The following is a 17,489-nucleotide window of genomic DNA, read 5'->3' as shown; positions in this document are numbered from 1 at the left end:
CGCATGTCCATGGACCTCGCGATCGAGATCCGGCAGAACCCGTCGTTCGACTTCACGGCCCTCCTACCCCCGCGCGACAGGCCACAGGACGGCGTCGGAACGCGCGAGCCGCTCGATCTCTCCGTGACCCTCCGCCGATCCCAGCAGGACCGGCTGCACATCACCGCCTTCCGCCCGGGTGAGCGTTCCCCCCGGACCCGGATCCACAACGCCCACTTGGAAATCACCGAAACCGCGGTCCTGCGCGGCGCTGCCCGGCTGCGGTCCATCTGGCGCGATCGGCTCGTACGCCACCAGCCCACGGACGCCGACGGCATGTCCGACGGCAGCTTTCCGTTCGCCGAATCGGCCGATCTGACCCCCATGTCCGCGCTCTCCCGGCGACTGACCGAGGAACTGGCCGATGAGGGCCGCTATCTACTGGACAACCTGCTCGACGGCAGCAGCGACGAGCTCAGATACTTCCGGTCCTTCCTCATCGACACGCTGGCCGGCGAGGCGTCGCTGCGCATCACCTTCGACTCGGACCTCTATCTGCCCTGGCCGATGCTGGCCGTGGAGCCCGCAGGCAGCGACAAGGACGTCTGGGACAGCTTCCTCGGTCACCGGCACCAGGTGGAGCAGACGGGCAGCCCCTACGTCCCGGTGCAGGCCCCGGGAACCACCCGCTCTCTCCCCGTGACCAGCCTCAACACCGACTCCACGCTGGAGATGGTGGCGAAGGCGCCCGAGGTGCGCAAGCTGCTGGAGGAGCGGTCCCATCTGACCGTCCGCACCGAGTCGGAGACCTTCCTCGACGCGCTGTCCGGCGCCGTGTTCGACGAGGACGTCATGTACTTCTGGTGTCACGGACACTTCGTCGAGAACGGCTCGCCCCATCCCCATCTCGCGGTCCGGCTCTCCGACGAGCGGCAGATCGACGCCGATCTCGTACTGCGCCTGCGAGGGCGCTTCCTGGGTCTGGACGACGCGCGCTTCCGCCCTTTCGTCCTGCTCAACGCCTGCCACACGGGCCAGGTCGCGGCCGCGCCCGAACTGGAGCATCTGGGCAAGGCGTTGATTCGGCTGGGGGCCGACGGGGTGCTCGGCCCGCAGATCGAGATTCCCCAGGTCTTCGCCACGGAGTACGCGTACGCCTTCCTCGATCTCTATCTCGCCGGCGGCAGTACGGCGGGCGAGATATCCCAGGCTCTGGTGCGCCACTTCGCCCGCGAGTTCCACAACCCGCTGGCCCTCACCTACTCCCTGCACTGCGGGATCGACAGCAGAGTGGAGCTCGCCCGGTGAACCGCAGAGCAGCTGCCAGGAAAAGCGCCGTCAGGACCGCCGCCCTGCCCAGGGCGGTCGAGGTCGACCTGGACGAGAAGGGGCGGTTGCTGGTCCCTGGTACACCGACTCCCGTACCCACCGCGCGCCTCACCGAGCACCTTGCGCGGCATCTCGCCATCCCGCCGCGAGCCAGCGACATCTACGTGTATGTGCATGGCTGGCAGACCGCCCCCGGCACGGCGGCGAAGACGGCGGCCACACTCGTCCAGCAGGCGCGGACGCTGTACGAGGTCCACCCGGAGCGCTACCAGGGGCTGGCCGCCGACGGCCGGGGCTACCGGCCCTGGTGTGTCGCCGTGCGCTGGCCGTCCTCCAGTCTGCCCACCCTCGCCGGATACCGCAGAATCCGCGACCGGGCCCACGCCATGAGCACCCCACAAACCGGCCATGCGCCCTATGTCCTGGCCCATCTGCTCGGCTATCTCGACGAACACCGGGCCGATCCCAAGGAACCCGCAGTTCTGGCCAACCGCAGTGGCCAGTATCTGCATCTCGTCGGCCACTCCTTCGGGGGGCGCTTCCTGTGCGAGGCGGTGCAGCGGTCGGCCGAGCGGCCGTCGGGGCCCGCGGTGCTCGGCTGGAGCACGGCGAAAGACCCCCGGCGGCCGTTCACGGCGGACAGCGCGCTGATCTTTCAAATGGCCGCGCCGCGAGACGCCTTCGACCGTCTCTTCCCCACCCTCTTTCCCTCGGCCGGCCGCCTCGGCGCTCCGCTGAGCGGCCCACTGGTCCTGACCCACTCCCGCTGGGACCGGGCCACCGGATTCTGGCATCTGAGGGCCGAGGGCACTCCTGGCATCGGCCACGCAGGCACTGGTGTCGCACCGGTTCCGCAGTTCACCACCCGGATCCGGCCGGTGGACGTCCCCTACGCGCCGGCCGACTTGGACCACCGCATCGTCAATGTGGATGCCAGCCGGCTCTACCGCGGTGGGCGACGCACGCGTCTGGCCCCCGCGGGCGCGCACTCCGACTTCCGGCGCCCGGAGTCCGCCCATCTGATGGTGAGCCTTGCTTCGCTGGCGCGCTGACCCACACTGGAGGTATGTGCCGCAGCATCAAGACTCTCCGCCCGCCCGTCCTCCCCGAAGAGGCCACCGAGGAGGACATCCGGGCCGCCGCCCTGCAGTTCGTGCGCAAGGTGTCCGGATTCCGTGCCCCCGCCGCGCACAACCGTGAGGTCTTCGAGCAGGCCGTCGACGAGATCGCCGAGGCGACCCGCCAGCTGCTCGAAGGGCTCGAGGTGCGTGGGTCCGGCGGGGCCGTTAAGCGGCCGGTTCAGGAGCCGGAGCCGGACGCCGCATGACGTACGCGGCCAGCGCGCCCGCCGCGAACAGCGCGAGCACCGAGACCGCCGCGCCGACCCAGCTCGCGCCGAGCCACTGGCCGCCGAAGTAGCCGAGCCCCACGCTGTAACCCGCCCACGCCACGCCTGCCAGGGCCGACCAGGGCAGGAACTCCTTCACCTTGCGGTGCGCCGCGCCCGCGCCCAGTGAGACGACCGAGCGGCCGGCCGGGGCGAAGCGGGCGATCACGACGAGGGCGCCGCCGCCGCGGCTGAGGGCCGCGCCAAGACGTTCCTGCGCGGTGGTCAGCCGGCGCGAGCGGGCGATCGCCCGGTCCAGCCGGTCGCCGCCGCGCCAGGCCAGCCGGTAGGCGACGAGGTCGCCGAGTACGGACGCGGTGGCCGCGCAGAGGATCAGGACGAGCAGCGAGGGCACCTCGTGCGGGACCTGTCCGGCCGCGGTCTGGACGGATCCGTTGGCCGTGGCGGTGGTCGAGCCCGCCGCGGCGGCGGTCGCCGCCGTGATCACCAGGACTCCGCTGGGCAGCACGGGCAGGAAGACGTCGAGAAGTACGGAAAGCGCCACGACGGCATAGATCCATGGGCTGCCGGTCAGCGACCCCACACTCTCAAGCACCCGAACTCCCCCCGGTTTCGGAAACAACGCCGCGACGTCGCAGGGGAGCGGCAGGGGCGGCAGTACAGCTGTACAGCGTACGCCTGGGGTTCACCTCGAGATCGTCCGGGGGCGCTGATGTTGTGATCCTCACGTCTGCTCAGCCTCAGGTCTGCTGAGCCTCAGGTCTGCTGACCTTCACGTCTGCTGATCCTCGCGGCGCCGGGCGTGTGGAGCACGCGAAGCGCCCGGTCCCTCGTCCTATGGGGCCGGGCGCTTCCTCTGCTTCGGATGCGGCGGGTGGGTCAGGCCGCGACGGCGGCCGTGGCTTCCTCCTCCGCCGACCGGCTCGCGCCGCGCGGCGCGAACAGCCGGTCCAGCGCCAGTGCGCCCGGTCCGGTGAAGACCAGCAGCAGGAAGGCCCAGCAGTACAGCGCGGACCCCTCGCCACTGTTCTGCAGCGGGAACAGGCCCTCCGGCTGGTGAACGGTGAAGTACGCGTACGCCATCGAGCCGGAGGCCACGAAGGCGGCGCTGCGGGTGCCGAGGCCGAGCAGCACCAGGACGCCGGCGACCAGCTCGATCACCGCCGCGTACCAGCCGGGCCAGGTGCCGGCCGGGACGGTGCCGCCGCCACCGCCCGCGCCGCCGAGGACGCCGAAGAGCGAGGCGGCGCCGTGGCAGGTGAAGAGCAGGCCGACGACGATGCGGAACAGGCCGAGCGCATAGGGCTGGGCCTTGTTCAGCCGAGTGGACAGCGAGGGATTTGCCATGGGGGGCTCCTTCGGTCTGGGGACGTGAACCGACGAGGGGAAGCCCTAGGTTAGGCGGACCTAATCAATGCTTGCAAGTTCAACATTTGGAGAGCGGCCGATTTTCGCCCTGGATTCCGTTTCCGTACCCCGCTGCCATTCCCGCGGTGTTCCGAGCGCGCGCAGGGCGGCGCGCGCCACCGCGTCCGCGTCCGACAGCGTCACCGAGTCGACGCCCGGCCTGGCCCCGGCCGCGGTCACCCAGTGCACGCCCTCGGTGGGCACGCCGATCGCGAAGCGCCGAGGGTGCGGACGGCCTTGACGGTTGATCAGACGGTACGGGCGCTGTGTTACGTCCAGCCCTCCGGTTTCGTAGCCGTCGATGGAATGCGGGCGGCATTGGCCTGTCTTCAGCAGCCGCTCCAGCAGATCGTCACAGGTCCGCCGGAGATCCGGCTCCGGCAGCCGCGCCTCGATGAGCGTCGTCGCCGTCACGAAAGAGCCGGGAACGTCCGGTGATTCGGCGGTGAAGGCCCCGTCCAGGGCCTCGTCCGACAGTGCGTCCGCCGTCCCGACGGTGGTGCGCGGACCGACGACCTCCAGGACGCCCGCCTCGATCAGTGCCGTCATCTCCTCGATCCGGCGGCGCGGCGGCCCGATGGAGAGAAAGGCGTTCAACGGGGTGTACCAGCGGTCGAGATGGTCGCGCCGGGAGGTGCCGGAGAGGCCTGCGTGGTCCACGATCAGACGCAGCTCGTTGCGCAGATCGCGCAGTACGTCGAGGGCGGCCTTCAGTGGGCCCGCGACATTGCCGAGCGCGGCCTGCGCGGCGTCCTGCCGAAGATGGCCGAGGAGCCAGGCGCGGTGCTCGGCGGGCGAGGCGAAGCGCTGGGCGGCGTACGGGCGCGAAATCCGGTCCCAGGACCAATGGTCCGCCTCCGCGACCCCGAACGCGTCCAGTACGGCGGCCTCTTGGGCGCTGCCGTGGGGAGCGTCGAGGAAGCGGTCCCTGAAGCCGTGAGGAGCGGAGCCTCGCGGACCGGCGAGCAGTGCCTCGTAGTGGACCGTCTCCACCTCCTTGGCCACCAGTGGCCATATCTCGGTCAGGAAGTCCGGCGGATCGCTCTCGTCGGCCCGCTTGCGGAAGACCGCGATCACATCCGGCGTGAGGACGAGCGGCTCGTGCCGGCCGGAGGGGCCCTTGGCGTTGTCTCCGCGCGCCTGGTACGGAACGCCGCGCCGCGATCCCGCATACAGCCGCGGCTCGCGGCCCGTGGGCCGGTAGACGAGTTCGCCGCCGTCGCCGCGTACGAAGGTGCCGCCGCGGCCCGTCGTCAACAGGGCCATATGGTCGAAGAAGTTGAGCCCGAGGCCGCGCAGCAGAACCGATTCCCCGGGGGCCACGGCGGAGAGGTCGAGGTCGGCGGGGTTGGCCGGCTCGTAGTAGCGCAGGCGGGGGTGGCGGGCGGCGTACTCGGCGAGATGCGCCGTGGTCTGCCGGCAGACGACGGGCAGATGGCCCTGGGCGAGGATCACCGCGCACAGGCCGGTGAGCGTGGTGCCGTCGTCGAGGGTGAGGCTCTGTGTCGGGGCGGCGGGCCCCTCGCGGCGGTGGGCGTCCCGGTCGTCGTCGAGCCGTATCGCCCGCGCCCGGTGGACCCGCACCGTCACCGTGTCCGGTGCGCCGCCCACCGCCCGCAGGAATGCCCACTCCAGATAGCGGCCGTAACAGGCCCGCGTCGGGTAGTCGTCGGGGCCGAGCCGCTCGTCGGTGTGCGCCGCCGCCCACTCGTACAGGCTCGGACCCGGACGTATCGGACCCTCGCAGGCAACGCTGTCATCCGTGAACAGAGTGACCTGCGAGGCCACCGTGTTCATCAGCAGTTCGGCGGGCTGGTCCGTCCGCCAGACGCGGCCCGGCCCCGGCGGTGACGGGTCGACGATGTGGACCATGAGCGGCGTCCCACGGGTGAGCTCGGCCACCGACGCGCAGAGTCTCTCGAGAACGGAGGTGCCGCGAGGGCCTGCGCCGACGACCGCGATGGCGCGGGTGTGGGCAACTGCTGCTGATCGCACATCGCGTACGTCGGACAAAACGGGAACTCCCGGGGCATGTGGGGTGCTTGGAAGCGGAGCGTCCGGCTCATCATGCCGGGGGAGGGCCCTGAGTCGAACCCCTGGGGCGGAGGATCACGCTCCGCTGCGGAAAGGATCACGCTCCGCTGTGGGATGGATCACGGTCCGCGGTCAGCTGTCGCTCGTCCGCCGTCACCAGCAGCGCGACCGCCCCCGCCACCGCTTGCGCCTGGTCCAGCCGCAGCCCGGCCGTGCGCCCGCGCAGCGTCAGCGTCATCAGGTGATTGCCGAACCAGGGACCGCCCGTCCGCCGCCAGTCGACCGGCGGCCTGCCCGTCCGGCCGTGACGGGCGAAGGCATGGCCGAGCCGCCTGCCCGCCCGGCTCCAGCCGAAGCGGAACCCGAGCCGTATCGAGCGGGGGATGGAGTTGTGCACGGGCGAGCAGGTCAGTTGCAGCACCCGGGCGTCGGGTGCGCCGTCCGGCCACTTGGGCTCGGCGATGTACGCATGGTGCACGTCTCCCGACAGCACGCACACCGTCGCCGGGGCGTCGGGACCGCTGCCCGCCTCCGCGATCAGCCGCGCCAGCTTCTCGAAGGAGTCGGGGAAGGCGGCCCAGTGCTCGAGATCCGCCCGTCTGCGCAGGTCCTCGCCGAACCGTGCCCATCGCTCGCCCCGCTCGCCCCGGCACAGCGCGGCGTTCCAGCTCTCCGCGTCATGGATCAGCGGCGGCAGCAGCCAGGGCAGGGAGGTGCCGATCAGGAGATGGTCGTACGTCCCCCGCCCGGCCAGCGCCTGCTCGCGCACCCAGCGGGCCTCGTCCGCGTCCAGCATCGCCCGGTTCTTCTCCTCCAGGACGCGGGCAGCGCGGGTGTCGACCATCAGCAGCCGGGTCCGGCCGAAGTCGCGGCGGTAACTCCAGCGCACAGAGGCCGGATGGGCGTCCGCCTCGGCGGCGAAGCTCTTGAGGCGGTCGGTTCCGTCGGGGGAGGCCCGCACGGCGGCGTACAGCTCGTCGGACTCCAGCTCCTCCGGCGAGAGATTGCCCAGGTGCTGATAGACCCAGTACGACATCAGGCCGCTGAGGATCCGCTCCTGCCACCACGGCGTCTCGCGCATCTCGGCCAGCCAGGAGGCGCTGGTGTTCCAGTCGTCGATCACATCGTGATCGTCGAAGATCATGCAGCTGGGGACCGTGGAGAGCAGCCAGCGCACCTCGGGGTCGCTCCACGACTCGTCGTAGAGCCGGGTGTACTCCTCATAGTCCGCGACCTCCGCGCCGGGCGACTCGGACAGATCCCGCCGGGCCGCGAGCCAGGCCCTGGTCTCCTCGGACGTCTCGTCCGCGTACACCTGGTCGCCCAGCAGGAGCAGCACATCGGGGCGTACGGCGGTGGGATCGGCCGCCAGTTTGACGGCGAGGGTGTCGAGCGCGTCCGGCCCGACAGGGTCGTGCCCGTCGGCGGGCGCGGCCGACCAGCGGCAGGAGCCGAAGGAGACGGTGACGCCGTCGGAGGGGACATCCGGCGTACGGATCGTGCTGTCCGGGAAGAGGGAGCTTTCGAGCGGCCAGACCTTGCGGCCGTCCAGCAGCACTTCGTACGCGGTTGTCGTGCCGGGCGTCAGACCGGTCACCGGCACCAGCGCGTAGTGGTGGCCGGCGACTTGGAACGTGCGCGAGGTGCCCTGTGCGCCGTCGGCGCACCGGACCTCGGCCGTGCACGGCCGGTCGGCCTCCACCCAGATGGTCGCGCTCCCGCCGGCCTCCCAGTCCACGTACCGCAGCAGTGGTCCCAGGCGCAGTCCCGCCATGTGTGCCCTCCTCCGTCGCCCCGTACGGTACGGAACGACGGGGGAGGGCGGCCAGCCTACGGGCCGGATCGCAGCCGGAACGTGAACCCCAGGTCGAATCGCCTGGTCAGCAGCCGTTCAGGATGCCCTGGAGCGCGCTCTTCTCGGCCGAGTCGACCTTCAGGTTGTAGTAGTGCTTCACGTCCACCCACATCCGGGCGTACATGCAGCGGTACGAGGTGCGCGACGGCAGCCACTCCGCCGGGTCCTGGTCGCCCTTGGCCTGGTTGACGTTGTCGGTGACGGCGATCAGCTGCGGGCGGGTGAGGTCGTTGGCGAAGGCCTGGCGCTGTGCGGTGGTCCAGCTGCTCGCGCCGGACTTCCAGGCCTCGGAGAGCGGCACCATGTGGTCGATGTCCACGTCGGAGGCGGCGGTCCAGGTGGCACCGTCGTACTCGGAGAACCAACTGCCGCTGGTCGCCGCACAGCTGGAGTCCTGGACGACGTTCGTACCGTCGCGCTTGAGGACGACCTCACGGGTGTTGCACGCGCCCGACTGGGTGATCCAGTGCGGGAACTTGTCGCGGCTGTAGCCGGTGGAGGAGCCCTCGGCCGCCACGGTCAGCTGGCCGAGGTAGGTGCGGGCGGTGGCGGCGCTGACGGGGGTGGGCGGGGAGGCCTGGGCGGCGGGGGCGGTGGCCAGCAGACCGGTGGTGGCGAGAGCGGCGGTGGCGGCGAGCACGGCTATTCGACGGGTTTGACGCGCGTAGACACCAGACATGCGAACTCCTTGGATGTGGGGGGAGCTTGGCCGTTCGGGCGAGGCCATGCTTGCGGCGCAAGGTTTCCGTGGGGTGGGCGCCAGGTAACAGAGTGGCGACATGGGCACGTCAGATCAAGACTTATGACGCCCCGACAGATACCGGTCTGCGGCGTACGGTTGTCGCGTGCTGCTGACGGTCAATGTCACTTTCGGGGTCGTACTGGCCGTCCTGCTGGTTGTCGCGGCGACGGTGGCCGCCGTCGCTCACCTCGGGCGGGCCCGAGAGATCGCCGTCGCGGGCGTACGGGCGGCGGTCCAACTCGCGGCCGTCTCCCTGGCGATCGGATGGGTGGTCCGTTCCGTACCGCTGCTGCTCGCCTTTCTGCTGCTGATGTACGCCGTCGCCGTACGGACGGCGGGCCGGCGCATCACCGGGAACCGGACCTGGTGGTGGGCCTGGCTGCCGATCGCCGCGGGTGTCGTGCCTGTCGTCGCCGCGCTGCTGCTCACGGGCCTGGTGCCGCTCAAGGGCATCGCGCTGATCCCGGTGGCGGGCATCCTCATCGGGGGCGCGCTCACCGTGACCGTGCTCGCCGGGCGCCGGGCACTGGACGAGCTGGCACTGCGGCGGGGCGAGGTGGAGGCGGGGATGGCGCTCGGGCTGCTCGACCGCGACGCCCGGCTCGAGGTGGCGCGCAGTCCGGCGTCCGACGCGTTGCTGCCGGGTCTCGACCAGACCAGGACCGTGGGGCTCGTCACACTGCCGGGCGCGTTCGTCGGCATGCTGCTGGGCGGGGCGTCACCGGTGCTGGCGGGGGCCGTGCAGCTGTTTGTGCTGGTCGCGCTGATGGCGGTGCAGGCGGTGGCCGTGTCGGTCGTGCTGGAACTGGTGGCGCGGGGACGGCTGTACCGGGATCCGGCGTGACGGCCGTCTCGCGTACCCTCGACGGAGCAGAAGGGGAGTAGCTCTTCGCCGGAACGTCGACATACTGCTGGGCCTCGTGCCCGGCCGGCGCCCGGAGGCGGCCTCGTCGAGGCCCGCCGGCGAGACCTTCGGCCGCAGTGCCCATGTATGCATTCATGGCGCTGCCGTGCCGAAGCGACCCCTGAAACGCTCAGGACTCTCGGCAGGGCCGCGCCCCGACCGATTGAGGACTCCCATCCATGATCAGCTTTACCGTCATGGCGATCACCTTCGGCGTCGTCTTCCTCGCCGAACTCCCCGACAAGACCGCGCTCGCCGGTCTGATGCTCGGCACCCGCTACCGCGCCTCGTACGTCTTCGCCGGCGTCGCGGCCGCCTTCGCCGTCCATGTCGTGCTCGCCGTCGCGGCCGGCAGCGTACTGACTCTGCTGCCGCACCGACTGGTGCAGGCGGTGGTCGGCCTCCTCTTCCTGGCGGGCGCGCTGATGCTGCTCATGAAGAAGGACGACGGGGACGAGGAGAACATCAAGGCCCCGGCGGACCAGTCCTTCTGGAAGGTCTCGGCGGCGGGCTTCATGCTCATCCTGGTCGCGGAGTTCGGCGATCTCACCCAGGTCATGACGGCCAACCTCGCCGCCCGTTACGACAGCCCGCTGTCGGTGGGCGTCGGCGCGGTGCTGGCGCTGTGGGCGGTCGCGGGCATGGGCATCCTGGGCGGCCGGACGCTGATGAAGTACGTACCGCTGCGGCTGATCACGAAGGTCGCGGCCTGTCTGATGCTGGCGCTGGCCGGCTTCAGCCTCTTCGAGGCGCTCGCTCCCTGACACGCGCTCCTTTGTCGGCTCGCACCGCTACTGGCTTGCACCGTTATCAGCTCTCACCGCACGAGCCGCCGATGTTCGCGATGCTGCCCGACGCCGCGCGCCACAAGGCGCGTTCGTCGCGAAGGTGTACGAGACCTACCGCCGGGACGGACTGGCAAAGGCGTTGCTGAGCCGAGCCTGAGGACCGGGCGGTCAGGCCACCGGGGGTGCCACCCGCAGTTCGATGGTGCCGTCCGGGCCCTCGGTCACCGTCAGGTGTGTGAGGTCGGGGACATGGGCGTCCGGGGCGAGGGCCGCCGCGCGGGGGCCGACGCCCACCACGCGCATACCCGCCGCGCGGGCCGCCTCGATGCCTGCCTCGGAGTCCTCGAAGGCGATGCAGTCCGCCGGGTCGAAGCCCAGCTCGGCCGCGCCCTTGAGGAAGCCCTCCGGGTCCGGCTTGCTCGCGCCGACCCGCTCCGCGGTGACGCGGATCTGTGGCATCGGCAGACCGGCGGCGATCATCCGGGCCTGGGCGAGCGCCTCGTCCGCCGAGGTCACCAGGGCGTGCGGCAGTCGGGCGATGGCGGCCATGAAGGCGGCGGCGCCCGCGACGGGGACGACGCCGTCGATGTCCGCGGTCTCCTGGGCGAGCATCACGCGGTTGTCGGCGTAGTTCTGCTCCATGGGGCGGTCCGGGAGGAGGACCGCCATGGTGGCGTAGCCCTGCCGGCCGTGGACGACCTTGAGCGCCTCGTCCGGGTCCAGGCCGTGCTCGGTCGCCCAGAGCCGCCAGCAGCGCTCGACCACGGCGTCCGAGTTGACGATGGTGCCGTCCATGTCCAGCAGGAGGGCGCGTGCGGTCAGATCGGACGGGGTGGCTGCCGGCATCGGCGTACTCCAGGGCGCGGGAGAAGAGAAACAAGCGGCTCCGCCCGCCGGTCAGGGAATACGGGCGGAACCACTTTGTTCCTACACGATACAAAACGAGGGCGGATAGCGCCACCCGGTTTCGCGTCCGTCCCGCATCGTCCACCCGGTCCAGGGCGGTCCGCCGCCAACTCCGTGTGCGCCAAGGCCCGTCAGGGTTTCCGGGTCTCCGCCTCCAGCGCGCGGCGCGTCTTCGGGCCGTATACCCCCTCGGGATCGCCCTTGACGTGCCGGTCCTGCTGGTAGGTCCGTACCGCGTCCTCGACGCTCTGGCTGTACGTCCCGTCCATCGGGCCCGCGTACAGCGACACCTCGGCCAGCCGCTGCTGGAGCTCCGTGACCTGAGGTCCGCTGTCCCCGCTCCGCAGCGTGCCCGATGTCCGCCAGCCCGCCGCCTGGGGCGCCGAGCCTGTGGCCGACGCGGTTGAGGGCGGCGGCGCCGGGGCCGCGGGGTCGGGCGCGCCGACGGACGCACGCGCCGCGGACCGCGCCGCCGAGGCCGTACCGGACGGGGAGGCCGACGCCGACGCCGAGCCGGGCACGGATGCAGACCGGCTCGGCGACAGAGAGGGCCCGTCGGGCAGGACGTTCAGGCTCGGCGGTCCCGTCTTCCTGTCCGGCAGCGCCTTCTCGCGCTCGTCGCCCCCGGAGAACAACCCTCCGGCGACCGCGACGGTCCCGGCCACCGCAACCGCCGCCGCGACCACCATGAGCCCCGTGTACTGCCGCCGTGGGCGGCGGTGCCGAGCCGGGGTGAGGTCCACAGGACCAAGCGCGTGCGGCTCGTCACGCGGCGCCGGATCCACCACGTGCGGCAGCATCAGGGGGATCGTCCCGGGCCCGGGCTCCCCTCCGTCCCCGCCCTCGTCCACGCTCCGCAATGTCACATAGGGGCGTATCCGCAGCGGATCGAAATGCCCCGGCGCGCCCGCGGCGCGCTCCGCGCAGTCGCAGCCCGGCCCGGCTCTGCCGTCGGTACCCCGCGGCTCGCCGCATTCAGGACACAGGTGTCCGGTCATTGCAGGTTCCCTCCCCAATAGCTGCCAGCGATTATGCAGGCGCCCACTGCGACCGCCCAACGGCCCCGGGCGCCGCTCGGCAGGCCATAACCGGTCACAGCCAGCAGGATGGAGAGGAGAGTGCTGAGGACGAGTGAAAGGGCGCGGAACCGAGGGGACAGCGAGGAGACAGATCGGCATGGCTCAGGAAGTGAGCACCCCGGCGGTGAGCCCGGCCCCAGGTGAGGGCCAGAAACGGCAGACCGTCATGGTCGCCATCGGCGCACTGCTGCTGGGCCTGCTGCTCGCCGCCCTCGACCAGACCATCGTCTCCACCGCGTTGCCGACCATCGTCAGCGACCTGGGCGGCCTGGAGCACATTTCGTGGGTGGTCACCGCGTACCTGCTGGCCGCGACCGCCGCCACCCCGCTGTGGGGCAAGCTCGGTGACCAGTACGGCCGAAAGAAGCTGTTTCAGACCGCCATCGTCATCTTCCTCGTCGGCTCCGCGCTCTGCGGCATCGCCCAGAACATGCCTCAGCTCATCGGCTTCCGCGCGCTCCAGGGACTCGGCGGCGGCGGACTGATCGTGCTGTCGATGGCGATCGTCGGCGATATCGTCTCGCCGCGCGAACGCGGCAAGTACCAGGGCCTGTTCGGCGCGGTCTTCGGCGCCTCCAGCGTCCTCGGCCCACTGCTCGGCGGCTTCTTCACCCAACACCTCAGCTGGCGCTGGGTCTTCTACATCAACCTGCCGGTCGGCATCGTCGCGCTGCTCGTCATCGCCGCCGTACTGCACATCCCCGTACGCCGGACCAGGCACACCATCGACTACCTCGGCACCTTCCTCATCGCCTCCGTCGCCACCTGCCTGATCCTCGTCGCCTCCCTCGGCGGCACCACCTGGGCGTGGGGCTCGGCGCAGATCATTGCGCTCGCCGTGCTCGGAGCCGTACTCCTCGTCGTATTCGTGTACGTCGAGCGGGGCGCCGCCGAACCCGTACTGCCGCTCAAACTCTTCCGTATCCGCACCTTCACGCTCGTCGCCGTCATCAGCTTCATCGTCGGCTTCGCGATGTTCGGCGCGCTGACCTATCTGCCGACGTTCCTGCAGGTCGTCCACGGCATCACACCGACCATGTCCGGTGTGCACATGCTGCCGATGGTGCTCGGCATGCTGCTCACCTCCACGGGCTCCGGCCAGATCGTCAGCCGCACCGGCCGCTGGAAGGTCTTCCCGATCGCCGGCACCGGCATCACCGCCGTCGGCCTCGTACTGCTCCACCAGCTCGACGAGACCAGCTCCACCTGGCAGACGAGCGCGTACTTCTTCGTCTTCGGTGCCGGTCTCGGCCTGGTCATGCAGGTGCTCGTGCTGGTCGTCCAGAACGCCGTCAGCTACGAGGACCTGGGCGTCGCCACCTCCGGCGCGACCTTCTTCCGCTCCATCGGAGCCGCGTTCGGCGTCGCCATCTTCGGCACGATCTTCACCAACCAGCTCCAGAACAAACTGGCCGACGCGCTCGCCGGACGGGCGGTGCCGTCCGGCGCCGGTGCCGGGCAACTGGCCGACGACCCGCGCGCCATCGCCGAACTGCCGCCCGCACTGCGCCCGTCGGTACTCCATGCGTACTCGTCGGCCATCACCGATGTCTTCCTGTACGCCGTGCCCGTCGTGGTTCTCGCCTTCCTCGTCGCCTGGTTCCTCAAGGAGGACAAGCTGCGCGGCTCGGTCACCGCGCCCGATCCCAGCCAGACGCTCGCCTCCAACCCGGTCGAGCGTTCCTCGCACGAGGAGTGTGCCCGGGCCCTGTCGTTGCTGGGCTCGCGCGAGGGCCGGCGTCAGATCTACGAGAAGATCAGCGCCAAGGCGGGGTACGACCTGCTGCCCGAGGCCAGTTGGCTGCTGCTGAGGATCAGGCGCCACGGCACGGTGGAGCCGGGGCTGCTCGCCGACGCCACGCCCGTACCACTGCACGTCATCACCGACGCGGCCCGGCAGGTGGAGGAGCGGGGGCTCGCCCGCCGCTTCGGGTTGCAGCTGATCCTCACCGACCGGGGCCTGGAAGCGGCCATGCGGCTCGCGAAGGCGCGCGAGGAGTCCCTCTCGGAGCTGCTCGGCGACTGGTGGGGACCGGAGCGGCCGACCGATCTGGTGCAGCTGGTGGAGGAGTTGAACGCGGAGCTGTGCGGGTCGGACGCGGAGCGGCCGTACAGTCCGCCGCCGAAGCGGGACCACGCGGCCTGAGCTCCGGGCGGCTCGGGTCTCACGGCGGCTCAGGTCTCCGGGCGGCTCGGAGCTCCGGGGCTCCTGGTCGCCTCAGAGCTCCTTGCCGTACCAGATGTCCATGTACGGACCCGAGCAGTACGCCGGGATCTCGGCGTAGCCGTTCCGGACGTAGAGCTTCCGCGCCTCGATCAGATCGAGCCGGGTATTGAGGACCATCCGCCGGGCGCCCAGCTTGCGCGCCTCGTTCTCCAGGGTCTCCAGCAGGATTCCGGCGCCTCTTCTGCCGCGGAAGGGACGGCGCAGATAGACGCGGGTGAGCTCGGCGCGCTCGGCGTCCAGCATCAGCACCCCGCCGCACGCCGCGGCCTTGGCGCCGTACCGGCCGACGACGAACTGGCCGGTGGGCGGCGTGAGTTGTTCGGCGCCGTCGCCGCTGAGCCCCTGGTCGATCTCCTCGGCGGTCGCGGGGCGCTGCCAGTAGCGGCTCGCGACCTCGTCGTAGTACTCGCGCCGCAGGGCGCTCGCGTCGGAGGAGTCGAATGCTTCGGGGGCCAGGGTCCAGGTGGTCATGACGATCTCTGTACCGGAGGGGCGGGCCGTTTGGCCAACGAATTCCGGGCAACCCGCCTTCAGGAGGGCCTCTCAACCCAGTTCAACTCAGTTCAACCGAGTTCAACCGAATCGAATACACCGAATCGTGAACAGGGAAGGCAGCCATGTCCACAGTCCTGATCGTCGTCGCTCTGGTAGCGGTGTTCGCGATCGTCGTCGCCGCGGTGCTCTACGCGGGACCGGGCAGGGGAGGCGGCCGGCGGGGGCTGAAGCGGCGGTTCGGCCCCGAGTACGAACTGGCCCTCACCCGCCACGACGGCGACACCAAGGCCGCGGAACGTGAACTGAACGAGCGCGTCAAGCGCCACGGCGATCTGAGGCCGCAGCCGCTGGCGAACGAGACACGTGAGCTGTACCTCGCCCAGTGGGCCGGTCTCCAGGAGCGCTTCGTCGACTCACCGGTCAAGGCGGTCGCCGAGGCGGACCAGCTGCTGGCGCGGCTGGCGGCGGAGCGGGGCTTCCCCGAGGCCGCACAGTACGAGGAGCAGCTCGCCGCGCTCTCCGTGCATCACGCGGAACACGTGGGCGGCTACCGCCGGGTGCACCGCGCGACGCGCGGACAGTCGAGCACGGAGGAGCTGCGTGAGGCGATGGTCGAGAGCCGTGCGCTCTTCGAGGCCCTGGTCCACACCCGTCCCGAGGACCCCCTCGCGCACCGTGCCGGTGCGGTGGAGCGTGGCGGGCGCGGGCGCGGGCATCTGCTGAAGCCGAAGGGGAGTGGCGCGTGATGACGTACGAAGCGGAGCGGGCCAAGACGCCCGAGCGGGCCGAACACCCGGAGCGTTCCAAGGGCCTTGAGAGCCTCGAGCGACCTGAGCGATCTGAGCGACCTGAGCACCTCGAGGACGTCGAAGGCATCGAGAACACCGAAGACCGCGAGCCCCGCGGCCAGACCCCTCCGCGGCAGCTGATCCCGCAGGACGAGCGCGACAGGCTGACGTTGCGGCTGCAGCAGTCCCTCGGCAGCTTCGTCGACGGGCCGCGGCACGCGGTCGAGGAGGCGGCCGCGGTATTGGAGGACACCGCCGACCGCATCACGATCGCCCTCACCGAACGGCGTCAAGCGCTCCGTGCCGACTGGGACGGCGGGAACGAGCGCCGCCCGGCGGAGGCGGACACAGAAGAGCTGCGGGTCGCCCTGCGCGCGTACCGCGAGGTGACGGAGCGACTGCTGCGGATCTAGATCGTGGCCGGAGGCCCGGGTCTTGGGCCTGGGTCTCGGGCCTGGGTGTTGGGCCCGAATATGGGGCCTGGGCTCAGGCCTTCGGGGCGGCTTGCTGGACCACCTCGAACGACCACAGCGTGGACCCGGTGGCGGCGGGCTTGGGACGCTCGCCGCCTTCGCCGCCGCCCGGACCGCCCTGGCCCGCGCCGTGGGAAGCCTTCATCGAGCCCTCCATCCAGGCCTGGAAGGCGGCCTCGTCGCGCCAGCGTGTGTAGACGAGGTACTGGTCGGTCCCCTCCGCGGGGCGCAGCAGCTCGAACCACTCGAAGCCGTCGGAGTTCTCCACCGAGCCCGCGCGGGCCGCGAAGCGCTTCTCCAGCACCTCGCGCTGTTCCTCGGGGACGGTCAGCACATTGATCTTCACGATGCTCATGCGGCCATCTTGCCGTACGGCCCAGGCTCACCGGCATGACGCACGGAACGGGCCGCGGCTGCCGCGACCGCCCGCCCCGCCTCGCGTCCCGTCCTCAGGCCACCACGCGCGCCAGCAGGAACCCGTCGTACCCCTTCGTGCCCACCGTCTGTACCGCCGTCGCGCTCAGCCGCGGCTCCCGCGCCACCAGTTCGTACATCTCCCGCGTGCCCACGATCGCCGGGTTCGTGTTGTCCGCGTCCACCACCGCGCCGCCCCGCACCGCGTTGTCGACGATGATCACGCTGCCCGGGCGGGTCAGCTTCAGTGCCCACTCCACGTAGCGCGGGTTGTTCTCCTTGTCCGCGTCGATGAAGACCAGGTCGAACGGGCCCGCGCCGGGTTCCGTCGCCAGCTTCGGCAGCGTCTCCAGCGCCGCGCCCGCCCTGACCTCCACGATCTTGTCGAGGCCGGCGTGGGCGAGATTCGCGCGGGCCACCTCCGCGTGCGCCGGGCTGTACTCCAGCGAGATCAGCCTGCCGTCCGCGGGCAGCGCCCTGGCCAGCCAGATGGTGCTGTAGCCGCCCAGCGTGCCGATCTCGAGCACCGTGCGCGCGCCCTGCATCAGGGCCAGCAGATGCAGCAGCTTGCCCTGGTTCGGGGCGACAGCGATGGCGGGCAGGCCGGCCGCATCGCTCGCCGCGAGGGCGGCGGTCAGGGCTTCGTCGGCCGGGACGAGGTGGTCGGTGATGTAGTGGTCTACGGCGGACCACCGGTCCTGGTTCTCCTGAGTCATACGAC

The 17,489-nt window shown here is 70.9% G+C and carries 18 protein-coding genes; 8 read left to right on the top strand and 10 right to left on the bottom strand.

Features of this window, described 5'->3' with window-relative positions:
- The first annotated feature begins 3 nt into the window (after positions 1–3).
- The 3 genes from ACFYXH_RS05915 to ACFYXH_RS05905 are packed head-to-tail and all read left to right on the top strand — an operon-like array spanning position 4 to position 2,635.
- Complete coding sequence (locus ACFYXH_RS05915; RefSeq protein WP_389560916.1) at positions 4–1,287, top strand: CHAT domain-containing protein; 1,284 nt, start codon at positions 4–6, stop codon at positions 1,285–1,287.
- Positions 1,284–2,360: a hypothetical protein gene (locus ACFYXH_RS05910; protein WP_389560915.1), complete on the top strand. Its 1,077-nt coding sequence runs from the start codon at positions 1,284–1,286 to the stop codon at positions 2,358–2,360. Before ACFYXH_RS05915 ends, ACFYXH_RS05910 begins: the two co-directional genes overlap by 4 nt.
- A 14-nt stretch (positions 2,361–2,374) precedes the next feature.
- The gene (locus ACFYXH_RS05905; RefSeq protein WP_389560914.1) at positions 2,375–2,635 is read left to right on the top strand and encodes a DUF2277 domain-containing protein; all 261 of its coding nucleotides are present in this window, start codon (positions 2,375–2,377) and stop codon (positions 2,633–2,635) included.
- On the opposite strand, the gene ACFYXH_RS05900 is transcribed toward ACFYXH_RS05905, so the two are convergent.
- The 5 genes from ACFYXH_RS05900 to ACFYXH_RS05880 form a co-directional block, all read right to left on the bottom strand.
- The gene (locus ACFYXH_RS05900; RefSeq protein WP_385302694.1) at positions 2,595–3,251 is read right to left on the bottom strand and encodes a DedA family protein; all 657 of its coding nucleotides are present in this window, start codon (positions 3,249–3,251) and stop codon (positions 2,595–2,597) included. The genes ACFYXH_RS05905 and ACFYXH_RS05900 overlap by 41 nt on opposite strands.
- Before the next feature lie 284 nt (positions 3,252–3,535).
- Complete coding sequence (locus ACFYXH_RS05895; RefSeq protein WP_389560913.1) at positions 3,536–4,003, bottom strand: DoxX family protein; 468 nt, start codon at positions 4,001–4,003, stop codon at positions 3,536–3,538.
- 60 nt (positions 4,004–4,063) lie between these two features.
- Complete coding sequence (locus ACFYXH_RS05890; RefSeq protein ID WP_389560912.1) at positions 4,064–6,076, bottom strand: FAD/NAD(P)-binding protein; 2,013 nt, start codon at positions 6,074–6,076, stop codon at positions 4,064–4,066.
- Positions 6,077–6,194: 118 nt separating this feature from the next.
- The gene (locus ACFYXH_RS05885) at positions 6,195–7,871 is read right to left on the bottom strand and encodes an alkaline phosphatase D family protein (protein ID WP_389560911.1); all 1,677 of its coding nucleotides are present in this window, start codon (positions 7,869–7,871) and stop codon (positions 6,195–6,197) included.
- A 106-nt stretch (positions 7,872–7,977) separates the two neighbouring features.
- On the bottom strand, positions 7,978–8,631 hold the full coding sequence (locus ACFYXH_RS05880) for an HNH endonuclease family protein (RefSeq protein WP_362676121.1): 654 nt from the start codon (positions 8,629–8,631) through the stop codon (positions 7,978–7,980).
- 166 nt (positions 8,632–8,797) lie between these two features.
- Between ACFYXH_RS05880 and ACFYXH_RS05875 the strand changes: the two genes are divergently transcribed.
- Together ACFYXH_RS05875 and ACFYXH_RS05870 are read left to right on the top strand one after the other, a co-directional pair.
- The gene (locus ACFYXH_RS05875; protein ID WP_389560910.1) at positions 8,798–9,538 is read left to right on the top strand and encodes an ABC transporter permease; all 741 of its coding nucleotides are present in this window, start codon (positions 8,798–8,800) and stop codon (positions 9,536–9,538) included.
- A gap of 239 nt (positions 9,539–9,777) precedes the next feature.
- A complete protein-coding gene (locus tag ACFYXH_RS05870) occupies positions 9,778–10,362 on the top strand; it encodes a TMEM165/GDT1 family protein (RefSeq protein ID WP_389560909.1) in 585 nt (194 codons plus the stop codon).
- A 192-nt stretch (positions 10,363–10,554) separates the two neighbouring features.
- Here ACFYXH_RS05870 and ACFYXH_RS05865 read toward each other — a convergent pair whose 3' ends face one another.
- Together ACFYXH_RS05865 and ACFYXH_RS05860 are read right to left on the bottom strand one after the other, a co-directional pair.
- On the bottom strand, positions 10,555–11,232 hold the full coding sequence (locus tag ACFYXH_RS05865; RefSeq protein WP_389560908.1) for an HAD-IA family hydrolase: 678 nt from the start codon (positions 11,230–11,232) through the stop codon (positions 10,555–10,557).
- Between the two features lie 191 nt (positions 11,233–11,423).
- Positions 11,424–12,290: a peptidoglycan-binding protein gene (locus ACFYXH_RS05860; protein WP_389560907.1), complete on the bottom strand. Its 867-nt coding sequence runs from the start codon at positions 12,288–12,290 to the stop codon at positions 11,424–11,426.
- A gap of 178 nt (positions 12,291–12,468) precedes the next feature.
- Between ACFYXH_RS05860 and ACFYXH_RS05855 the strand changes: the two genes are divergently transcribed.
- Positions 12,469–14,517 carry a DHA2 family efflux MFS transporter permease subunit gene (locus ACFYXH_RS05855; RefSeq protein WP_389560906.1) on the top strand — a complete coding sequence of 683 codons (2,049 nt, stop codon included), beginning with the start codon at positions 12,469–12,471 and terminating at the stop codon, positions 14,515–14,517.
- Positions 14,518–14,589: 72 nt separating this feature from the next.
- On the opposite strand, the gene ACFYXH_RS05850 is transcribed toward ACFYXH_RS05855, so the two are convergent.
- Positions 14,590–15,069 carry a GNAT family N-acetyltransferase gene (locus ACFYXH_RS05850; protein ID WP_362676109.1) on the bottom strand — a complete coding sequence of 160 codons (480 nt, stop codon included), beginning with the start codon at positions 15,067–15,069 and terminating at the stop codon, positions 14,590–14,592.
- A gap of 146 nt (positions 15,070–15,215) precedes the next feature.
- Here ACFYXH_RS05850 and ACFYXH_RS05845 point away from each other — a divergent pair, with 146 nt between their 5' ends.
- Positions 15,216–15,839 carry a hypothetical protein gene (locus tag ACFYXH_RS05845; RefSeq protein WP_389560905.1) on the top strand — a complete coding sequence of 208 codons (624 nt, stop codon included), beginning with the start codon at positions 15,216–15,218 and terminating at the stop codon, positions 15,837–15,839.
- A complete protein-coding gene (locus tag ACFYXH_RS05840; protein WP_389560904.1) occupies positions 15,839–16,294 on the top strand; it encodes a hypothetical protein in 456 nt (151 codons plus the stop codon). The genes ACFYXH_RS05845 and ACFYXH_RS05840 overlap by 1 nt, the downstream gene beginning before the upstream one ends.
- 73 nt (positions 16,295–16,367) lie before the next feature.
- Here ACFYXH_RS05840 and ACFYXH_RS05835 read toward each other — a convergent pair whose 3' ends face one another.
- Positions 16,368–16,709, bottom strand: coding sequence for an antibiotic biosynthesis monooxygenase (locus ACFYXH_RS05835; RefSeq protein WP_362676103.1), 342 nt, complete (start codon positions 16,707–16,709; stop codon positions 16,368–16,370).
- 94 nt (positions 16,710–16,803) lie between these two features.
- Positions 16,804–17,484 carry an O-methyltransferase gene (locus tag ACFYXH_RS05830; protein ID WP_389560903.1) on the bottom strand — a complete coding sequence of 227 codons (681 nt, stop codon included), beginning with the start codon at positions 17,482–17,484 and terminating at the stop codon, positions 16,804–16,806.
- Between the last annotated feature and the right edge of the window lie 5 nt (positions 17,485–17,489).

It is taken from the genome of Streptomyces sp. NPDC002730, from assembly GCF_042888805.1.
Lineage (GTDB): Bacteria > Actinomycetota > Actinomycetes > Streptomycetales > Streptomycetaceae > Streptomyces.
Note: the sequence above shows the minus strand (reverse complement) of the source record. Positions and strands in the feature narration are given on the sequence as shown.